At 71.4% G+C, this 16,748-nt stretch carries 15 protein-coding genes and 1 pseudogene; 8 read left to right on the plus strand and 8 right to left on the minus strand.

Features of this window, described 5'->3' with window-relative positions:
- Positions 1 to 6: 6 nt before the first annotated feature.
- Genes ACIP79_RS36500 through ACIP79_RS36510 form a run of 3 tightly spaced genes read right to left on the minus strand, consistent with a single transcriptional unit; the run spans position 7 to position 2,160 of the window.
- Positions 7 to 717: a 4-carboxy-4-hydroxy-2-oxoadipate aldolase/oxaloacetate decarboxylase gene (locus tag ACIP79_RS36500; protein WP_401230691.1), complete on the minus strand. Its 711-nt coding sequence runs from the start codon at positions 715 to 717 to the stop codon at positions 7 to 9.
- Positions 714 to 1,463 carry a PIG-L deacetylase family protein gene (locus tag ACIP79_RS36505; RefSeq protein ID WP_401230694.1) on the minus strand — a complete coding sequence of 250 codons (750 nt, stop codon included), beginning with the start codon at positions 1,461 to 1,463 and terminating at the stop codon, positions 714 to 716. The genes ACIP79_RS36500 and ACIP79_RS36505 overlap by 4 nt, the downstream gene beginning before the upstream one ends.
- Before the next feature lie 46 nt (positions 1,464 to 1,509).
- Positions 1,510 to 2,160 (minus strand): GntR family transcriptional regulator, encoded by a 651-nt coding sequence (locus ACIP79_RS36510; RefSeq protein WP_401230697.1) that lies wholly within the window; start codon positions 2,158 to 2,160, stop codon positions 1,510 to 1,512.
- Between the two features lie 116 nt (positions 2,161 to 2,276).
- On the opposite strand from ACIP79_RS36510, the pseudogene ACIP79_RS36515 reads away from it, so the two are divergent.
- Positions 2,277 to 2,555: pseudogene (locus tag ACIP79_RS36515) on the plus strand (ABC transporter substrate-binding protein); the annotation flags it as partial.
- Here ACIP79_RS36515 and ACIP79_RS36520 read toward each other — a convergent pair.
- Both ACIP79_RS36520 and ACIP79_RS36525 read right to left on the minus strand, forming a co-directional pair.
- Complete coding sequence (locus tag ACIP79_RS36520) at positions 2,513 to 3,835, minus strand: sugar ABC transporter ATP-binding protein (RefSeq protein WP_401230700.1); 1,323 nt, start codon at positions 3,833 to 3,835, stop codon at positions 2,513 to 2,515. The pseudogene ACIP79_RS36515 and the gene ACIP79_RS36520 overlap by 43 nt on opposite strands.
- 38 nt (positions 3,836 to 3,873) lie before the next feature.
- Entirely contained in the window at positions 3,874 to 4,437 is a 564-nt protein-coding gene (locus ACIP79_RS36525; protein WP_401230853.1) for a carboxymuconolactone decarboxylase family protein, read from the minus strand.
- A 233-nt stretch (positions 4,438 to 4,670) separates the two neighbouring features.
- Between ACIP79_RS36525 and ACIP79_RS36530 the strand changes: the two genes are divergently transcribed.
- Positions 4,671 to 4,868: a hypothetical protein gene (locus tag ACIP79_RS36530; RefSeq protein ID WP_401230703.1), complete on the plus strand. Its 198-nt coding sequence runs from the start codon at positions 4,671 to 4,673 to the stop codon at positions 4,866 to 4,868.
- 245 nt (positions 4,869 to 5,113) lie between these two features.
- Positions 5,114 to 5,875 (plus strand): MBL fold metallo-hydrolase, encoded by a 762-nt coding sequence (locus ACIP79_RS36535; RefSeq protein ID WP_401230706.1) that lies wholly within the window; start codon positions 5,114 to 5,116, stop codon positions 5,873 to 5,875.
- 123 nt (positions 5,876 to 5,998) lie between these two features.
- Here ACIP79_RS36535 and ACIP79_RS36540 read toward each other — a convergent pair whose 3' ends face one another.
- Both ACIP79_RS36540 and ACIP79_RS36545 read right to left on the minus strand, forming a co-directional pair.
- Positions 5,999 to 6,853, minus strand: coding sequence for a GNAT family N-acetyltransferase (locus ACIP79_RS36540; RefSeq protein ID WP_401230709.1), 855 nt, complete (start codon positions 6,851 to 6,853; stop codon positions 5,999 to 6,001).
- A 145-nt stretch (positions 6,854 to 6,998) separates the two neighbouring features.
- Positions 6,999 to 7,745 (minus strand): chaplin, encoded by a 747-nt coding sequence (locus ACIP79_RS36545; RefSeq protein ID WP_401230711.1) that lies wholly within the window; start codon positions 7,743 to 7,745, stop codon positions 6,999 to 7,001.
- Between the two features lie 307 nt (positions 7,746 to 8,052).
- Here ACIP79_RS36545 and ACIP79_RS36550 point away from each other — a divergent pair, with 307 nt between their 5' ends.
- From ACIP79_RS36550 to ACIP79_RS36565, 4 genes are all read left to right on the plus strand, one after another.
- Entirely contained in the window at positions 8,053 to 9,729 is a 1,677-nt protein-coding gene (locus tag ACIP79_RS36550; RefSeq protein ID WP_401230714.1) for an alpha/beta hydrolase, read from the plus strand.
- 157 nt (positions 9,730 to 9,886) lie between these two features.
- The gene (locus ACIP79_RS36555; RefSeq protein WP_401230717.1) at positions 9,887 to 10,411 is read left to right on the plus strand and encodes a DUF4232 domain-containing protein; all 525 of its coding nucleotides are present in this window, start codon (positions 9,887 to 9,889) and stop codon (positions 10,409 to 10,411) included.
- A gap of 214 nt (positions 10,412 to 10,625) precedes the next feature.
- Positions 10,626 to 11,723, plus strand: coding sequence for a chemotaxis protein (locus ACIP79_RS36560; protein ID WP_401230720.1), 1,098 nt, complete (start codon positions 10,626 to 10,628; stop codon positions 11,721 to 11,723).
- A 52-nt stretch (positions 11,724 to 11,775) separates the two neighbouring features.
- Positions 11,776 to 12,801, plus strand: a complete 1,026-nt coding sequence (locus ACIP79_RS36565) for a Gfo/Idh/MocA family protein (RefSeq protein ID WP_401230722.1) — start codon at positions 11,776 to 11,778, stop codon at positions 12,799 to 12,801.
- On the opposite strand, the gene ACIP79_RS36570 is transcribed toward ACIP79_RS36565, so the two are convergent.
- A complete protein-coding gene (locus ACIP79_RS36570) occupies positions 12,791 to 14,839 on the minus strand; it encodes a phosphocholine-specific phospholipase C (protein ID WP_401230725.1) in 2,049 nt (682 codons plus the stop codon). The two genes, ACIP79_RS36565 and ACIP79_RS36570, sit on opposite strands and share 11 nt — an antisense overlap.
- 431 nt (positions 14,840 to 15,270) lie before the next feature.
- Between ACIP79_RS36570 and ACIP79_RS36575 the strand changes: the two genes are divergently transcribed.
- The gene (locus ACIP79_RS36575) at positions 15,271 to 16,695 is read left to right on the plus strand and encodes a PP2C family protein-serine/threonine phosphatase (RefSeq protein ID WP_401230728.1); all 1,425 of its coding nucleotides are present in this window, start codon (positions 15,271 to 15,273) and stop codon (positions 16,693 to 16,695) included.
- The last annotated feature ends 53 nt before the right edge of the window (positions 16,696 to 16,748 follow it).

Consider the following 16,748-nt stretch of genomic DNA (forward strand, 5'->3'; position numbering starts at 1 on the left):
GGGCGGTCACGACTCCGCTCCGTCCCGCACGTGTTCGTCGTACGACTGGTAGGTCACGCCCAGCCGTACGAGGGTCTCGCGCAGGCCGTAGCGGTCGAGGCCGAGCTGGCCCTCGACGAAGGCCGCGCGGGTGGCGGCCTCCTTGTTCTCGCGGGCCTCGGACGCCTCGGCCGTCTGCCGGGTCCGCTCGCGGGGCACGCAGACCACGCCGTCGTCGTCGGCGAGGATCACGTCGCCGGGCCGGATGATCTGGCCGCCGATCACCACCGGCACGTTCACCGAACCGCCGGTCGCCTTGACGGTGCCCTGCGGGGAGACCGCGGCGGCCCAGGCGGGGAAGCCCATCTCGCGCAGCTCGGCGGTGTCGCGGATACCCGCGTTGGTCACGACGCCACGGACTCCGCGCTGCTTGAGCGCGGTGGCGAACAGCTCGCCGAACATGCCGTCGGTGGACGCCGAGGTGGTGGTGACGACCAGGATGTCGCCCTCGCCGCACTGCTCGACCGCGGCGTGGATCATGAGGTTGTCGCCGGGCCAGCTGAGCACCGTGACGGCGGTGCCCGCGACCCGGGTGTCCTGCTGGACCGGGCGCAGATGTGTGCCGAGCAGGCCGGTGCGGCCCATCGCCTCGTGGACGGTGGCGACGCCGTATCCCGCCAGCGCCTCGACGTCCTTGAGCTCCGCCTTCGGCGGGTTGGTGACGATCACGCCGCTCATGCCAGTTCCTTCGCGATCTGCGGGTAGGGGCGCATGTACGCCTCGGCCATGGTCTTGTGGGCGAGGCCCAGGTTGGGGCCGGCGTTGCGCTTGAGCTGGACTCCGCGGCGTACGGCGAGATCGGTGTAGTACTCCCACAGGTGCTGCTGGGCGCCGAGGCACTCCATCGCCTTGCGCTTGGTCTCCCAGACCTCGGTGATGTCGAGGAGCACCTCGGGCCTGAAACCGCTCATCTCGGGCTGGTGCGGCTCGAAGTAGAAGACCGGCGGGGCGCCGATGATCTCCCCCGGGCCGGGATAGCCGATGGCCTGGGCGAGGACGCGGGCCTCCAGGGCCATCCGGTTCGCGGCGGGGTGATCGCCGTTGTAGGGGTCGTCGACGGGGTGGGTGAGCACGACGTCGGGCTGGGTCTCGCGGTAGACGGCGACCAGTTGGTCGGTCAGCTCGGCGGTGGCGACCAGCGGGTAGTCGCCTGCGTCGAAGAAGCGGACCTCGGCGCCGAGGGTGGCGGCTGCCTTCTCGGCCTCCTCACGGCGTATCGCCTTGATCTCCTGGAGGTTCTTGCCGTCCCGCCAGGCCTTGGCGGACTCGCCGCGCTCGCCGAAGGTCAGACACGCGATGGTGACCTTCTCACCGCGGGAGGCGGCCAGGGCGATCGCGCCCCCGGCACGCCACACGAAGTCTCCGGCATGCGCGGTGACGACCAGCGTCGATCGTGGGGTGGCGGGCGCGTAGCCGTGCGTCATTGCTCAACTCTCCTTGGTGGACAGGTGTGCGCCCGCCTCGGCCGCGTCAGTCGCGCAACGCGTCGATCACGCTGCTGAGGTGGGCGCGGACGGCCGCCTCGGCCGCCTGCGGGTCCCTGGCCGCGATCGCCTCGATCATGGCCAGATGCTCGTTCAGGGACTGCTGTGGCCGGCCGGGCCGCAGCGCGAGCTGGAAACGATGGCGCACCAGCTGGGCGTTGAGCCGCTCCAGCAGCCCCACGGCCACTTCCTGGCCGCTGAACTGCCTTACCCGGGCGTGCACTTCCTGATTGAGCTCGGAGTAGGTGATCGGCTCGCCGTCGGCCACGGCCTTGGTCATCGCCCTGCCCAGGTCGGCCAGTTCGGCCAACTGGTCGTCGGTTGCCGCGACGGCCGCCTTGGCGGCGCACAGCCCTTCGAGCGCCATACGGCACTCGGTGATGGCCACCGCTTCCTCGACCGTCACGACCCGCACCCGTGAACCACGGTTGCGGATCCGCTCCACCAGTCCTTCCGACTCCAGCTCTATCAGCGCTGCCCGGACGCTGGCCCGTGTCACACCGAACTGCTCGGCGAGCTCGTTCTCCACCAGCCGCTGGGCCGGCGCCATGTCGCCGCGCAGGATCGCCTGCCGCAGCTGCGCGAGCGCGTGCTGCTTGGCCTGCTCTCCGGTGCTCGGACGGGCTTCCTTCGGCATGTGCCCTCCCTGAGTGAGTGCCTGTCGAACCTAAATCTAGTCCAACAAGATTGTCAACAATTTTGTTCTCCATGCTGACGTTCACTCGGTGGTCGCCCTGTGGAGGCCGCCTTGTGGCGAAGGACATACCCGTGGTGGGCGCGGTGACCGGCCCGGACATCGAGAAGGTGGTCCAGGCGAAGCCGGACGTCATCCTCGCCGGGCAACTGGCCGACGAACAAGTACTCGCGCAGCTACGGAAGATCGCCCCCACCGTCGTCACCATCGACAGCACCAAGAGCTGGAAGAAACCCCTCGAACTCACCGGCGAGGTGCTCGGCAGGACGAATGAGGCCGAGAAGTTCCTCGCCGACTACGACGCCGAGGTCACGGCCCTGAAGAAGGATCTCGGCTCCGGATCGGTCTCCAGCCACTTGCCGAGCAGGACCTTCTGCTGGTTGCCGCCGGAGAGCGCGGCCACCGGCGGGTTTCCGCTGAGGGCGACCACTCCGTAGCTGTCGCGGCGCGGCGCGGCCCGGCGGGCGAGTTCGCCGCGGCGGTGCAGCCTGCACCGGGTGAAGCGGTCGTCGGCCAGCATCAGGTTCTCGTCCAGGGTCATCCCGGGGACCAGACCGAGGCTGCGGCGGTCGCCGGTGACGCAGCGCAGGCCGCTGGCGAGGGAGGCGGGGACCCGGCCGAAGGGTACGGGCCTGCCGTCGACGCGCAGTTCACCGGCGTCGGGCCGCTGCCGTCCGGACAGCAGGTCGAACAGCTTCGACTGCGCGTCGCCCGCGGGTCCGAGGACCGCGACGATCTCGCCCCTGCGCACCTCGACGGTGAAGTCCTCGATGGCCCGGCCGTGGCTCAGGCCGCGTACGACGAGGCCCGCCTCGTCCTTGGGGGGGCGCTCGGGACGCCGCGAGACCACGTCACGGCCGACCATGCTGCGTACGAGCCCTGCCTGGTCCATCTCGGCGGCGGGCGCGCTGCGTACCACTCCCCCGTCGCGCAGGACGGTGAGCCGGTCGGCGACGGCCATGACCTCGTCGATGTAGTGCGAGATGTAGACGACGGCCACACCGTCGTCGCGCAGGGTCCGCACCAGGGCGCGGATCTGGCCCGCGGCCTCCGCGCTCAGACAGGCGGTCGGCTCGTCGAGGATCAGGATCCGGCCGCCGCGGCGAACCTCGCGGGCCACCTCGACCATGGTCTGTTCGGCGACGGTGAGCGAGGCGGCGGTCCGCGCCACGTCGATGTCGATGCCGAGGCCGGACAGCGCCCGGCGGGCCTCGTCACGCACCGCCCTCCAGTGCACGGTGCCGCGCCGGGTGGGCAGGTCGCCCAGCATCACGTTCTCCGCGACGGTCAGTCCCATGGCCAGTTCACGGCGCTGCGGGACGCAGGCGATGCCGAGCCTGCGGGCCTTGCGCACGGTCAGTCCCGACTGCGCCCGCCCGTTGACCTCGATGGAGCCGCCGTCGGCCTGGTGGACCCCGGAGAGGATCTGCACCAGCGTCGACTTGCCCGCTCCGTTCATGCCCATCAGCGCGTGGATCTCGCCGGGGTAGAGGTCGAGGTCGACGTCCTTGAGCGCGGCAGCCCCGCCGAAGTTCTTGGAGACGCCTCGTACGCGGATCACCGCCTCGGGGGCCGCGTGGGCACCGCCGGTGGGTGTGGCCGGTGTCCTGGGGGTCACGGCGGTGCCTCCCTGCGTGTTCCGGGCAGTCGGGGCTGTCACGGCTGCGGCCGGTCGCCTGCGGAGACCACACGCCCGTAGCCGCGGATGTCCGGGAACGGGGACTCCTTGTCGGCCTGGAGGTCGACCTGGAAGGTGTTGAGGCACATGCCGAGCATGGTGAAGTTGCCGAGCGCGCCGATGGTGTCGACCAGACCCTTGGAGCCGAGGTGGTCGAGCGCACGGGCGAACGTCTCGTCGGAGACGAAGTGGTCGTCCAGGATCTCCCGGCAGAACTGGTAGAAGGCCTGGTCGGCGTCGTTGTCGAAGACGGCGTCGCGTTTCTCGGCGATGGCCTTGACCGCGGCCTCCGGAATGCCGGCCTCGATCGCCTGGTGCACATGCGCGTTCCAGGAGTACTGAGCGTCCCAGTTCCGGGCGGCCATCAGGAGGGTGAGCTCGCGCAGGTGCTTGGGAAGGCCGCAGTCGAAGCGGGCGAACGCGCCGAGGGATTCGGCCCGTTCGCACATCTCCGGGCTGTGCAGCCAGACCCGGAACGGGCCGCGTACGGCACCACGCCGGCCGGCTATGCGGGCGGCCAGTTCCCGCTGGCGCGGATCCATGTCGTCATCGGCGAGAACGGGGAGCCTCATGTGGCCGATACCTGCCTTTTCTTTCCGGCGTGTTTCAGGCACGTACTGGGAAGCCGTGCGACGCCGCCGACGGTACAGCCGGGTTCGAGAAGCTCACCCACCTCGGAATGCAAGGTAAAGCTGCACGGTGGAGGGCACCCATTCGCGGGGCCGGGACCTAACGTCGTTCGACGCATCACCGTGAAGCGGAGAGGGCCCCCCGAGTGAGCACCATCATCAAGACCGCGTCCGTCCCCCTCCTCGACCGAGGCGGTTCCGTCGTGACGACACCGCTGATCACCACGACGTCGGCGGGCGGGGAGAACCGGATCACCAGCGGAATGAGCGTGTATCCGGTCGGTTCCGGGGCGCCGATGCACTCGCACAACTGCGACGAGCAGGTGTCCTGGCGGCGACGGTAACCGGCCGACCAGCCGGTCAGCAAGATCTGGAACAGAATCGTCGACCATGTCCGCCCACCGACGAGGCTGCGCCCCGCGGCACCGGATCCGCCGAGGTCAGCTCGCTGTCAGCCGCGGGTCAAGCGCTGGTCGGCTCCCGTGCGGTGAAGCAGCCGGAATGCGGTCGGGACGCCGCCGGGCGCGCGCGGTACCTTCGCCCTGAACGGCCGGGCTCGGCCGGGAGAGATCTCGATGTCGGGAGAGTCATGCGCGACGGGACGGCGGACGAGAAGATCGTCGAGGTGGCTCCCGGGGTCCACCTGGTCCACGGAGGCAACACGAACTGGGTGATCCTCACGGAGGGCGACGCCGTCACCCTCGTCGACACGGGCTATCCCGGCGACCGGCAGGCGGTCCTGGCCTCGCTGGAGACCCTCGGCCACTCCCCCGAGGCCGTCACGGGCGTGCTCATCACGCACGCGCACAACGACCACCTGGGTTCGGCGGAGTACTTCAGCACCACCGTCGGCAGGCCCGTGTATCTGCACGAGGCCGAACTGCCGCACGCGCGAAGGGAGTTCCTGCACCAGGTGAGCGTGGGCCAGGTGCTGCTCCGGGCCTGGCGTCCCGGCGTGCTCCCGTGGTCACTGCGCGCCCTCAGGTCGGGCGGCAAGGCGGACGTCCGCATGAGCAGGCCCGAACCGTTCCCCGGCGAGGGCGCTCTCGATCTGCCCGGCCGCCCGGTTCCGGTGCACACGCCGGGCCACACGGCGGGGCACTGCGTCTTCCACCTCCCGGACGCCGGAGTCGTGATCTCCGGCGACGCGCTGGTCAGCGGCCATCCCACGTCCCGGGTACGGGGGCCGCAGCTCCTGCCGGCGATGTTCGACGGCGAACGCGAGCGGGCCCGCGCCTCGCTGGCACGCATCGAGGCCCTCGCGGGTGACGTCCTGCTTCCCGGACACGGCCCCGTGCACCGCGGCCCCGTACCCGAAGCCGCGCGGCGCGCGCGGGAGTTGGCCGACTGACACCGTGCGAACCGGCCGGGACCGTCCACCCCCGGCCGCAGGACGGAACCGCCCCGGCCGACGCGTCCGGACCAGGCGGCGCCGATGTGCTCACCTCGCTGGAACGCCCAACAACGCCCGCACCTAACCGAGTTCGAGGGTGGTGACTCCGAACACGCGCTCCACCGGGAACGGTCTGACCGGGCCCGTGTACATACGGGCCGTGTCGAAGGAGGGGACGAGGCCGAACTCCTCGGCCAGGGCGACCGCGGCCGCGTTCGTTCCGGGCACGTCGATGGCGATCTCCCGCCCCGCGGCCTCACCGGTCAGCGCGGTGAACAGCGCCCGCGCGTCCTCGCCGGTGTCGGCGAACAGCGGGCCGACACGCAGGGCGTCACGGCCGGGTCGGATGACGCCGTACCCGCTGAGACGTCCGTCCGTGTGGCGGACGAAGGAGCGGTGGCCCGTGCCGCCGAGCCACGCCTTCAGGAAGCGCGGCCGGTCGGCAGGACAGCAGGCACTGTCGTACGCCGTGACGGCCGCGAGGTCCGCGGCCCCGGCGGGCCGGACTCCCGTCGGCGTCCCCGCCACCGGGACGGTTCCGCTGAAACGGGAGGTGCGGTGGGCGAGTTCGAAGCCGGAGCGGCGGTAGTTGTCCTGCTGCGCCACCACTCCGTCGAGACCGACGGTCCGCCCGCCCGCGTGGGCGAGGCCGGTCTGCCAGGTGGCGAGGCCGTAGCCGCGACCGCGCAGGTCGGGGCGTACGAGGTAGAAGCCCAGGAAGGCGTAGTCCGCGCCGTAGTTGACGACCGAGACGGCCGAGACCGGTTCGCCGCCGAGCCTGCCGAGGAAGAACCCGTCGGGATCCTGGGCGAAGAAGCTGTCGGCGTCGGCGAGGCCGGGGTTCCATCCCTCGGCCGCCGCCCAGCCGGAGACCACTCGCCAGGCGTCCGGCGAGGCCCGCGTGACGACGAGGTCCGCGGGTCCCGGAGAGGTCATGTGGGGCTCCAGTTCGTGAGGGGTGTCGGCGCGGTGGGGCTCGCGCGCGTGCGGAATGTCCGCCGGGCACCGGTGGGCCCCACCGGGCGCGCGACCAGTGGGGCCTGTCTCTACCGGTAGAGCCTCGGCCCTCGGGGAGAGGGGATCAGCGGGGCGCGACCGCCCGGGACCGCCGGTACAGGACCGCTCCGGCCAGGATCAGCGCGGCGCTCGTGGCGACCGCGGGGAGCGCCGGGTCCGCGCCCGTCTCCGCGAGGGCGGCCAGGTGCCGTGGCGGGGTCGGGTGGGCCGGCTCGCCCTGCGGCGCAGGCGCCTCGACCGGCGGGGCCGGGGGTTTCGGCGTGGGCGCGACGGGACGGACCGGACGACCCGGGCGCCCCGGACCGCCCTCGGAGACGTTCGCGGACTCGTTGCCGACCGCCGCGTTGCCGATGCCGACGGCGTTCACGGAGTTGCCCGTGACGTTGACGGGGAGATCGACGGGAAGCCGTACTCCGTTGCCGGAGAGCACACCTGCCGCATCCGTACCACCCCCGTGCGCGACGGCACCACCGCGTGGACCGCCAGGCTTCCTGGCCCCGGTGCCGTACGGACCGCCGGGCGCCTGCGCCCCCGTGCCGCTCACCGCGCCGCGCGCGCCGGACCGGCCGCCACCCTCGTTGGCACAGGTGTTGCCCGCCGCCGGGTTCAGGAGCCCGACGACGTTCACGGTGTTCCCGCAGACGTTCACCGGAACGTGCACCGGGAGCTGGATGGTGTTGCCGGAGATCGCACCGGGCGCACCCGCCGCGCCGCCGTCAGCCTCGGAGTCGGCGTGCGCCGGCACGGTCACGGCCATCGCGCCCGAGGCGGCGACTGCGGCGATCAATCCATTTCGGGTAACCCGTTTCATAGGGTCCCTGCCTTCCAGACATGGTCGCGGGCGGTCGCCCGCATGCCATAAAACGCGTGAGAACCATCCGAGTTATGGCTTATCGGCCTTTCACCCCATCGAGCGTCCTGCTTATCGAACTGGTGGGGCGGGTCGTGCGACCGGTGCCGACGGTCCCGAAACCCCTGGATCACGCGTCCGTCGGCGCGCAGGGTTCCGCCGGCGCGCAGGGTAAGGCACCGCGTCCCGTTCCGCTCGCCCGGAGGCGTGCCCCGGACCTCGCGCTTATCGTGAGCGAGGGGGCAGCCGGGCGTACCTGGAGGCATGCATGCTGTCCGTGCACCAACGCTGCGCGTTCGCCGGAGCGACCACCGTGACGCTGGCCCTGCTGGCGGCCGGAATGCCGTCGTCGGCGACGGCCGCCGCCGAACCCGACCTGTCCCGCTTCTACGGGCAGCGGATCAAGTGGTCCGCGTGCGAGGGATACGAGACGCCCGAGGACATGCAGTGCGGCAAGGTGACCGTCCCACTGGACTACGCGAACCCGGGGGACGGAACACTCGAGGTGGCGCTGGCCCGCTACCGCGCGACCGGTGATTCACGGGGGTCGGTGCTGCTGAACTTCGGCGGCCCCGGCGGCGCCGGAATACCGCAACTGGCCGTCGGCGGCGAGGACTTCATGGGCCTGACGAAGGGCTACGACGTCGTCACCTTCGACCCCCGTGGTGTCGGCCGGTCCTCGCCCGTCAGTTGTGGCGACGCCGCCGAGGAGGCCTACGGCATGACGGACGGCGCCGCCGAGGGCAGTGATCCACGGGCCGCCCTCGCCGCGTTGCGGAAGGCCGCCGGCGAGTGCGCCAAGCACTCGGGACCCGTGCTGCGGCACATAGGCACGGTCAACGCCTCCCGCGACATGGACGTGATGCGCCAGGCGCTCGGCGACAAGAAGCTCAACTACCTCGGTTTCTCCTACGGAACGCGGCTGGGCGCGGTGTACGCCGCCCAGTTCCCCGAGCGGACCGGCCGGTTCGTCCTGGACGGCGTGGACACACTCACCGAGTCGATGTCCGAGCAGGGACTCGTGGGCGCCCAGGGCCAGCAGACCGCGCTTGAGGACTTCCTCACCTGGTGCGCCAAGGACCTGGCCTGTCCGTTCGGGCAGGACGTGCGGAGCGCCCGCACCCAGGTCGTCCAGTTGATCGGCTCACTCGACGAGGACCCGGTTCCGGGCGACTTCGGCCAGGAGTTCTCCGGCCAGGACCTGGTGGGCGCCATCAGCCAGGCGCTCTACAGCCGCCAGATGTGGCCCACGCTGGAACAGGCCCTCAACTCCCTTCTCCAGGACGGCGACGCCCGCTGGCTCACGCAACTGTCGGGCGGCGCGGCCTTCCCCGGCACCGGCACCGGGACCGGCACCGGCACCGGCAGTGGGAGCGGTAGCGGCGCGGGCCGAGCCCAGCCGGACGACTCCCCCGCGATCGCCGCCCGGCGGGACGACCAGGTGACCGTGACGGCCGACCGCGACGGCGACCTGGTCGACCCGGTGGACGTACCCCTCGACAACCTCCCGGCCGCGCTGATGGCGATCAACTGCGCGGACGACCCCGACCGGCCCACCGCCGACCAGGTCACCAAGGAGATCGCCCGGCTCCGCACCGAGTACGCCGAGGTGTCCGCGGTCTTCGGCGAGTACCGGCTCACCCAGGTACTGATGTGTTACGGCCGCCCCAAGGGCACCGACTACATCCGCGAGGAGGTGCGTGACGTCGACACCGCCAAGCTGCTGCTCGTCGGCACCCGCGGCGACCCCGCGACTCCCTACCGCTGGACCCTGGAGACCGCGAAGCGGCTCGGCTCGTCCGCCGTCGTGCTGGACAACAAGGGTGACGGCCACACCGGGTACGCGTCCTCCGAGTGCGTGCACCAGAAGGTCGACGACTTCCTGCTGTACGGCTCCCTGCCGGACAGCGGCAGTTCCTGCGGGCCGCCGGAGTCCGAGGAGTGAACGGGGCGCGGGCACCGGAGAACTGCAACAGCCACGTAACACGGACAAGTCGGCTACAACCCCGCCAACCCTCCGGTGGTCACACTGAGCAGGCGTCGCCTGGACCGGGCACGCCGCGGTACCCGTAGACACGACCATCACAGGGGGAACACCACCGATGCGTATCCGTCCCGTCCTCGCCCTCGCGACCGCCGCCGCGGCGCTTGTCGTCGCCGCGCCCCAGGGCTCGGCCGCCACACCGCCGGGCACCACCGCCGCGAAGGTCGCCGCCTGCCCGGAGAAGACCCTGACCCTGGCGGCCCGGCAGTCCGCCGATCCCACCGTGGTGCGCATCAGCGTGACCAACCACTCCAAGCGGACCTGCACCGTCGACCGCATTCCGACCGTCACCTTCGGGGACCTCGACGGCGCGGCCCAGCCCGTGCCCGCCGGGGACAGCGGGCCCTACCGGATCGGCGCCGGCAGGACCGCCCACGCGGCCGTCCGCACCATCGGCGACCTCTCCGACCCCGAGGCCCGCCGGGTGGACTCGATCACCGTGTCCGCCGATCCCGCGCGGTTCGGCCGTACATTCACCGCGCGGCAGCTGGGCGCGGGCGACGAGGTCCTGGTGTGGGAGCCGGTAACGACCTGGTGGAAGCCGTCGGCGGCCGCCGCGGACAAGGCGCTCGGCCTCAAGTAGGCACTCGGCGGACACTCGGGCGTGTACCAGGGCCGGGGTGGCGGACGTACGGCCGCCACCCCGGCTCTTCACGCACGCCTCGCCCGGCACCCGGCCACCGCCCGGCACCCTTGCCTCGTCGAGGACCCCGCCGCTCTCCACGCCTGACCCGCCGACACCCCACCACCCGAATGCACCAAATGCCCGATAAGCGGAATAGTTCTATCGTGCAGGTATGGAGCACGCACTCAGTCCCGCGACCCTGACCGAACTGCGCAGGCCCCGGCCCTACCCGGCGGTCTCCGTGCTGACGCCGACCCACCGCCGTGAACCCGACAACGCCCAGGATCCGGTCCGGCTGCGCAATGTGGTCGCCGAGGCCAAGAAGCAACTGGAGGCCGATCCGTCGGTCACCCGTGAACGCCGGCTGGACATCGTCGAGCAGCTCGACCGGGCCCTCGCCGAGGTCGACCTGGCACACGCCGAGGACGGCCTCGTGATCTTCGCGGCCCCCGGCGAGCACCAGGTCTGGTCGCTGGCACGCACCGTGCCCGAGCGTGTGGTGCTGTCCGACACCTTCCTGACCCGCAACCTCGTCGCCGCGCAGGCCTCCGAGCGGCCGTTCTGGGTGCTGTCCGTCTCGGCGGACCGCGTCACCCTCTGGAACGGCGACGGCGAGCGTGTCGTCGAGGAGACCACCGAGGGCTTCCCGCTCACGCGCAGCCTGGAGGACCCGGACGCCGAGCGCCAGGAACGCGTCGGAGACCTGCCCAGCACCTTCCGCGACGAACAGACGCGGCACTTCCTGCGTGACGCCGACGCCGCCGTGGGCGCCGTCCTGCGCAAACACCCGCGACCGCTGTACGTCACCGGTGAAACCTCCGCCCTCTCCCTGCTCGACGAGATCGGCACCGTCACCAAGAAGGCCGCTCACATCCCGCACGGCGGCCTCGCGCACGGTACGCCCGACGCGGTGTCGCAGGCGGTCGGTCCGCTGATCAGCGCCGAGGCGAGGAAGGAAGTCGACGCGGTGACGCGGGAACTGGAGGCGGCCCGTGGGCGCAAGGCGTTCGCCGCCGGGGTGGACGAGCTGTGGCAGAGCGCGTCGGAGGGCCGCGTCCAACTGCTCGCCGTCGAGGAGAACTACCGCGTGACGGTACGCGACGACGGTGGCGACCATCTCGTCCCGGCCGAGAGCGGTGATCTGGACGCCCGCGAGGACATCGTCGACGAGATCGTCGAGCAGTGTCTGGAGACCGGCGCCGAGGTCCGCTTCGTCCCCGACGGCACCCTTGCGGAGACGAAGGGGATCGCAGGGGTGCTGCGTTACTGATCTCCCCGGCCGACAATGATCCTCGACTGTCGGCGGGAGAGGTGCGGAGCACGTGAGCGAACTACTGGGTGTGGCGGTCCTCGGCGCGGGACACATGGGTGCCGATCACGTACGGCGCCTCGACCGGGCGGTGAGCGGCGCCCGGGTCGCCGCGGTCGCGGATCCCGACACCGACCGTGCCGAGGAGGCCGCGGCCGGGATCGACGGTGTGTCGGTGCACGCGGAGGCGACGGCCGCGCTCGACGCACCCGGCGTACAGGCCGTGTTGATCGCGTCCCCCGGTCCCGCGCACGAGGAGGCGCTGCTCGCGGCCTTCGCGCGGGGGCTTCCGGTGCTGTGCGAGAAGCCGATGGTTCCGGAGTCGGCCGGGGCGTTGCGGATCGTGGAGGCGGAGGCGCGGCTCGGCCGGCGGCTGACGCAGGTCGGGTTCATGCGCCGGTACGACGCCGGGTACCAGCGTCTCAAGTCACTGTTGGACAGTGGGCGGCTCGGCCGTCCGCTGATGCTGCACTGCACGCACCGCAACGTCTCCTCGCCGGCCCACTTCACCACCGCGATGCTCGTCAACAGCTCCGTGTCACACGAGATCGACGCGGCGCGGTGGCTGCTCGACCAGGAGCTCACGGCCGTGACCGTGCTCCGTCCGCGCCCGTCCTCGAACGCCCCCGACGGTCTCCTCGATCCTCAACTCGTGCTGTTCGAGACGTCGGAGGGCGCGCTGGTCGACGTGGAGATCTTCGTCAACTCCGGCTTCGGCTACCAGGTGCGGTGCGAGGCCGTCTGCGAGAGTGGGAGCGCGCGGATCGGGGACGAGCACACGATGGTCGTGACGTCGGCGGACGGCGCGCGGGAGGAGGTCGCGCGGGACTACCTCGTACGGTTCGCGGACGCCTACGACCGGGAGGTGGGGGCCTGGGTGGACGCGACCCGCGAGGGCCGGGTGACCGGGCCGAGCGCCTGGGACGGGTACGCGGCCTCCGCCGTCGCCGAGGCGGGAGTCCGGGCGCAGGAGAGCGGCGGCCGGGTGACCGTCGAACTCGCCCCGCGCCCGGAGCTCTACGCGCGCGTCACCCGCTGACGCTCGCCGCCCCCGTCTCGATGTGCCCGGTGAACCGGCGCGACCAGCTGGCGTCGGAGTCGACGGTGACCGTGAAGTCGTACCAACCTCCCTGGTAGGCCTCGGCGTTGAAGTGGTCCTCCGCGGATCCGCCCGCGGCGACGGTGTATGTCCAGGGGCCGTCGCTGCGGTACTGGTTCGAGGTGATGGTGAACTTGACGGCCGCCGTGGCCGAGTTGGCCAACTTGAAGTAGATCGCGGTCTTCCCCGTGCCGGGTTCGGTGGCGTAACGGGTGCTGACCTCGGCCGACTTCCCCGCGAGCGTCGCGTCGCCCTTGAAGCGGCGCAGGAAGCGGTTGGGGCCGGCCATCGAGATGTCGTACTTCCCGGCGCCGTATCCGGTGCCGATGTTGAAGTAGTCGGAGGCGGTGCCGCCCGCGTCGACGGTGTACTGCCAGGGCGTGGTGTCGCGGTAGGCGTTGGGGTGGATGGAGAAGTGCGCGGCGTTCCTGGCCGGCGTGCCCTGGTTGGCCATGGCGAACCAGGCGAGGATCTTGCCCCCGGTGCCGAACTCCAGGCGGTCCAGGTAGCCGTTCGGCTGGTACGGGAGGGCGCGGGCGGGGCGGGTGCCGGACTCCTGCGCGGGCAGCGCGTTGGTCGTGGGGACGGGGTTGGGCAGCGGTCCGCAGGTGCCGAATCCGATGACGCCGGTCGCGGGCAATGGAGCGGTGCCGTACACGGGGTGGGCGAAGTCGAAGACGCCGGTCAGGTCGCCGGTGACCTTGCGGCGCCAGGCGCTGATGTTCGGACAGGCGGCGGGCTTGCCCAGCGCCCCCGTCCAGGTCTCCAGGAAACGCAGGACGGAGGTGTGGTCGAAGACCTCCGAGGAGACCCAGCCGCCGCGTGTCCAGGGTGAGATGACCAGCATGGGGACGCGGAAGCCGAGGCCGTACGGGACGCCGTTGAGGAACTCACCGGCGGTTCCCGCGGGCGGCGCCGGGGGCGGCACGTGGTCGAAGAAGCCGTCGTTCTCGTCGTAGTTGAGGAACAGGACGGTCGAGTCGAAGACGTCCGGGTCGGCGGCGAGGGCGCGGTAGACGAGGTCGACGAAGTGGGCGCCGTCGCCGGGTGGGGCGTACGGGTGCTCGGAGAAGGCCTCGTTGGCGACCACCCAGGAGACCTGGGGCAGCGTGCCCGCGAGGACGTCGGCCCTGATGGCGGCGGCGATGTCGTCGGGGGTGGAGCCGGTGACCGCAGGCACGGAGGCCATGCCTCGGTCGTGGAGGGGGTTGCCCGCCTTGGCGTCGGCGAACTTCCTGAAGTACGCGCAGCCGTTGTCGCCGTAGTTGTCCTGGGCGTTCTGGTAGACCTTCCAGCTCACTCCGGCGCTCTGGAGCGCCTCGGCGTAGTTCTGCCAGGTCAGCCCGGACTCGTCGCCGCCGTCGTAGCTGCTGCCGTCGACCTTGCCGCTCCACAGGTAGGTGCGGTTGGGGCCGGTGGCGCTGAGCGTGGAACAGAAGTAGGCGTCGCAGATCGTGTAGTTGTCGGCCAGCGCGTAGTGGAACGGGATGTCGGTCCGGTCGAGGTAGCCCATCGTGCGGACGTTGCCGACGCCCGAGACCCAGTTGTCGAGCCGCCCCTTGTTCCAGGCGGAGTGCTGGGACGTCCACGAGTGCGGAAGGTCTCCGTTGCACTGGGCGAGGGTCTCGCCGTCCGTGCCGCCCGCGTCGGGCGTGGAGCTGAGCTTCCAGGGGTACTGCCGGCCGGCGCCGTTCGGCTGGTTGAAGACGGAGTACCCGCCGGACAGCGTGATGCCGCTGCGGTCGGCGAAGCCGCGGACGCCCTTGAGGCGGCCGAAGTAGTGGTCGAAGCTGCGGTTCTCCTGCATCAGGACGACGACGTGCCGCACGTCCGAGATCGTGCCGGTCGCTGTCGAGGCGCCGGTCACCGTCACCGCGCCGCTCGCGGCGGCGGCCGGCCGCGGACCGATGCCCGTGGCGGCCCCTGCCGCGACGGTCGCGCCGAGTCCCACGAAGCCTCTACGGCTGATCGGTGTCATTCGCCCGCCCTCGTCCCTGGATGGCCCCTGCGGCACACCGCGCGCAAGCGTGCCCGCGGTGATCGTCAAGGTCCCTGCCCGGATGGTGAGGGGCGAGTGAACAGCGGTCGAACCTCCTGGCGCGCCCGGCCGGTCACCTCGCCACCGGACGCACGGAGGGGGTAGCACAAACGACCCTCGAACAGGAGAATGAACGAAGCGATCGGGCAGCCGCGAAAGCCGTCAAGTCACGTACTGTGCCTACGACTTGACCTTGCCGGGTGCGTACCGAACATGACGGGGGCAATCACCCCATAGGGACTGTGGCATATGCCAGAAGCACCACCGTATCGTGTGTTGCCAAATCCCTTACAGCGCGTCGTGGGCTGTGCGAGAGTCGTAACGGTCCTTCCGTCAGCCTTGGTCGTACCGTCCCCGCATCGGAGCACGTCATGCCCTCCCATCTCTCTGCGGACCGCTCAGCCGCCCAGCCGCCCCAGCGCGGCACGGTCGACGCGCTCATCTCGCAGACGCGACGGCTGCGCGGCGAGGTGGACGCCGTACGACGTGAGGCGCCCGCCGACGACGAGGACCCGCAGGGACGCTGGCAGCGCGCGCTGTGCAATCTGGCGCTCCACCAACTCAACGACCTCGACGAGCACTTGGCCCAGCTGCGGGACGGACCCCCGCCCGTACCCGCCCAGCCCGCGACCCTCCCCGCGGTCCGGGCCGTGCCGGTCGCACCCCGGCGCGGCTCGCTGCTCAGCCGGGTCGGCAGCGCCGAATGGAACCTGCTGACGGACGAGGCCACCTGGTCGGGTGAGCTCTACGAGATCCTGGGGCGCGACCCGGCCGCTCCCCCGCTCACCCTCGACGAGCTGCCCTCTCTGGTGCACGACGACGACCGGCCCAGGCTGACGGCGATGGTCACGGACTGTCTCATCGACGCCAAGCCCATCGACGGAGAGTTCCGTGTCCAGCGCCCCGACGGCGCGACGCGCACCGTGCACATGATGGGCGAGCCCGTGCTCGACGCCGGCGGCAGCACCGTCTCCATGTGGGCCGTACTGCGCGACGTCAGCGAACTGCGCCGCAGCCAGCGGACGGTGCGCGAGTCCCGTGACACGCTCCAGCGCCAGCGGCACATCGCGCAGACCGAGCACCGGCTGGCGGTGGAGCTGCAGGAAGCGGTCCTCCCGCCGTGGCGCGGCTCGCTGCGGTTCCCGCAGCGGGGTCCGGAGACTCTCGACCTCGCCGCCCACTACCTGCCGTCGTCGAGCCGCGCGCTGGTCGGCGGTGACTGGTACGACGCGCTGGAACTGCCCGACGGCGAGACGCTGTTGAGCGTCGGCGACCTCACAGGCCACGGCGTGTCCGTCACCTCGGGCATGGCCATGCTGATCGGCGCCCTGCGCGGGATGGCCGTGACCGGCACCCAGCCGGGCCAACTCCTCTCCTGGCTCAACCAGTTGCTCGACGCGTCCGTCCAGCCGGCGCTGGGCAGCACCGTCTGCTGCCGCTACCGGCCCGAGACCCGCACCCTCACCTGGGCACAGGCAGGACACCCCGCCCCGCTGCTGTTCCGCAGCGGGACGGGGCGCACGCTCGCCGCACCGGCAGGCGTACTGCTCGGCGCGACCTCGGGTGCCGTCTACGGGCAGGCCGAGGAGACCCTCGAAGACGGCGACCTGCTGCTCCTGCACACGGACGGCCTGGTCCCCGGGGGAACGGCGGCCGTGCCGAGGCTGCTCGACCTGGCCCCGCGCTTCGGCGGGGCGCGCACGGCCCAGGACTGTGTACGGACGGTTGTCGAGGAGTTCGGCGAGGCCGAGCGCGAGGACGACGCCTGCGTGCTCGTGGCCAGGGTCGCCCCCTGAAGCACTGAAGACCCGGGACTGCCCCTGAATACCTCTCTGAGATCCGGTCACCT

Source organism: Streptomyces sp. NPDC088747, from assembly GCF_044751025.1.
Classification (GTDB): Bacteria; Actinomycetota; Actinomycetes; order Streptomycetales; family Streptomycetaceae; genus Streptomyces.

What these genes read in the sequence shown, in the direction of transcription:
- ACIP79_RS36500 (WP_401230691.1), bottom strand. Translation starts at nt 717, where the DNA reads ATGAGCGGCGTGATCGTCACCAACCCGCCGAAGGCGGAGCTCAAGGAC.
- ACIP79_RS36505 (WP_401230694.1), bottom strand. Translation starts at nt 1,463, where the DNA reads ATGACGCACGGCTACGCGCCCGCCACCCCACGATCGACGCTGGTCGTC.
- ACIP79_RS36510 (WP_401230697.1), bottom strand. Translation starts at nt 2,160, where the DNA reads ATGCCGAAGGAAGCCCGTCCGAGCACCGGAGAGCAGGCCAAGCAGCAC.
- ACIP79_RS36525 (WP_401230853.1), bottom strand. Translation starts at nt 4,437, where the DNA reads ATGGATCCGCGCCAGCGGGAACTGGCCGCCCGCATAGCCGGCCGGCGT.
- ACIP79_RS36535 (WP_401230706.1), top strand. Translation starts at nt 5,114, where the DNA reads ATGCGCGACGGGACGGCGGACGAGAAGATCGTCGAGGTGGCTCCCGGG.
- ACIP79_RS36540 (WP_401230709.1), bottom strand. Translation starts at nt 6,853, where the DNA reads ATGACCTCTCCGGGACCCGCGGACCTCGTCGTCACGCGGGCCTCGCCG.
- ACIP79_RS36545 (WP_401230711.1), bottom strand. Translation starts at nt 7,745, where the DNA reads ATGAAACGGGTTACCCGAAATGGATTGATCGCCGCAGTCGCCGCCTCG.
- ACIP79_RS36550 (WP_401230714.1), top strand. Translation starts at nt 8,053, where the DNA reads ATGCTGTCCGTGCACCAACGCTGCGCGTTCGCCGGAGCGACCACCGTG.
- ACIP79_RS36555 (WP_401230717.1), top strand. Translation starts at nt 9,887, where the DNA reads ATGCGTATCCGTCCCGTCCTCGCCCTCGCGACCGCCGCCGCGGCGCTT.
- ACIP79_RS36560 (WP_401230720.1), top strand. Translation starts at nt 10,626, where the DNA reads ATGGAGCACGCACTCAGTCCCGCGACCCTGACCGAACTGCGCAGGCCC.
- ACIP79_RS36570 (WP_401230725.1), bottom strand. Translation starts at nt 14,839, where the DNA reads ATGACACCGATCAGCCGTAGAGGCTTCGTGGGACTCGGCGCGACCGTC.
- ACIP79_RS36575 (WP_401230728.1), top strand. Translation starts at nt 15,271, where the DNA reads ATGCCCTCCCATCTCTCTGCGGACCGCTCAGCCGCCCAGCCGCCCCAG.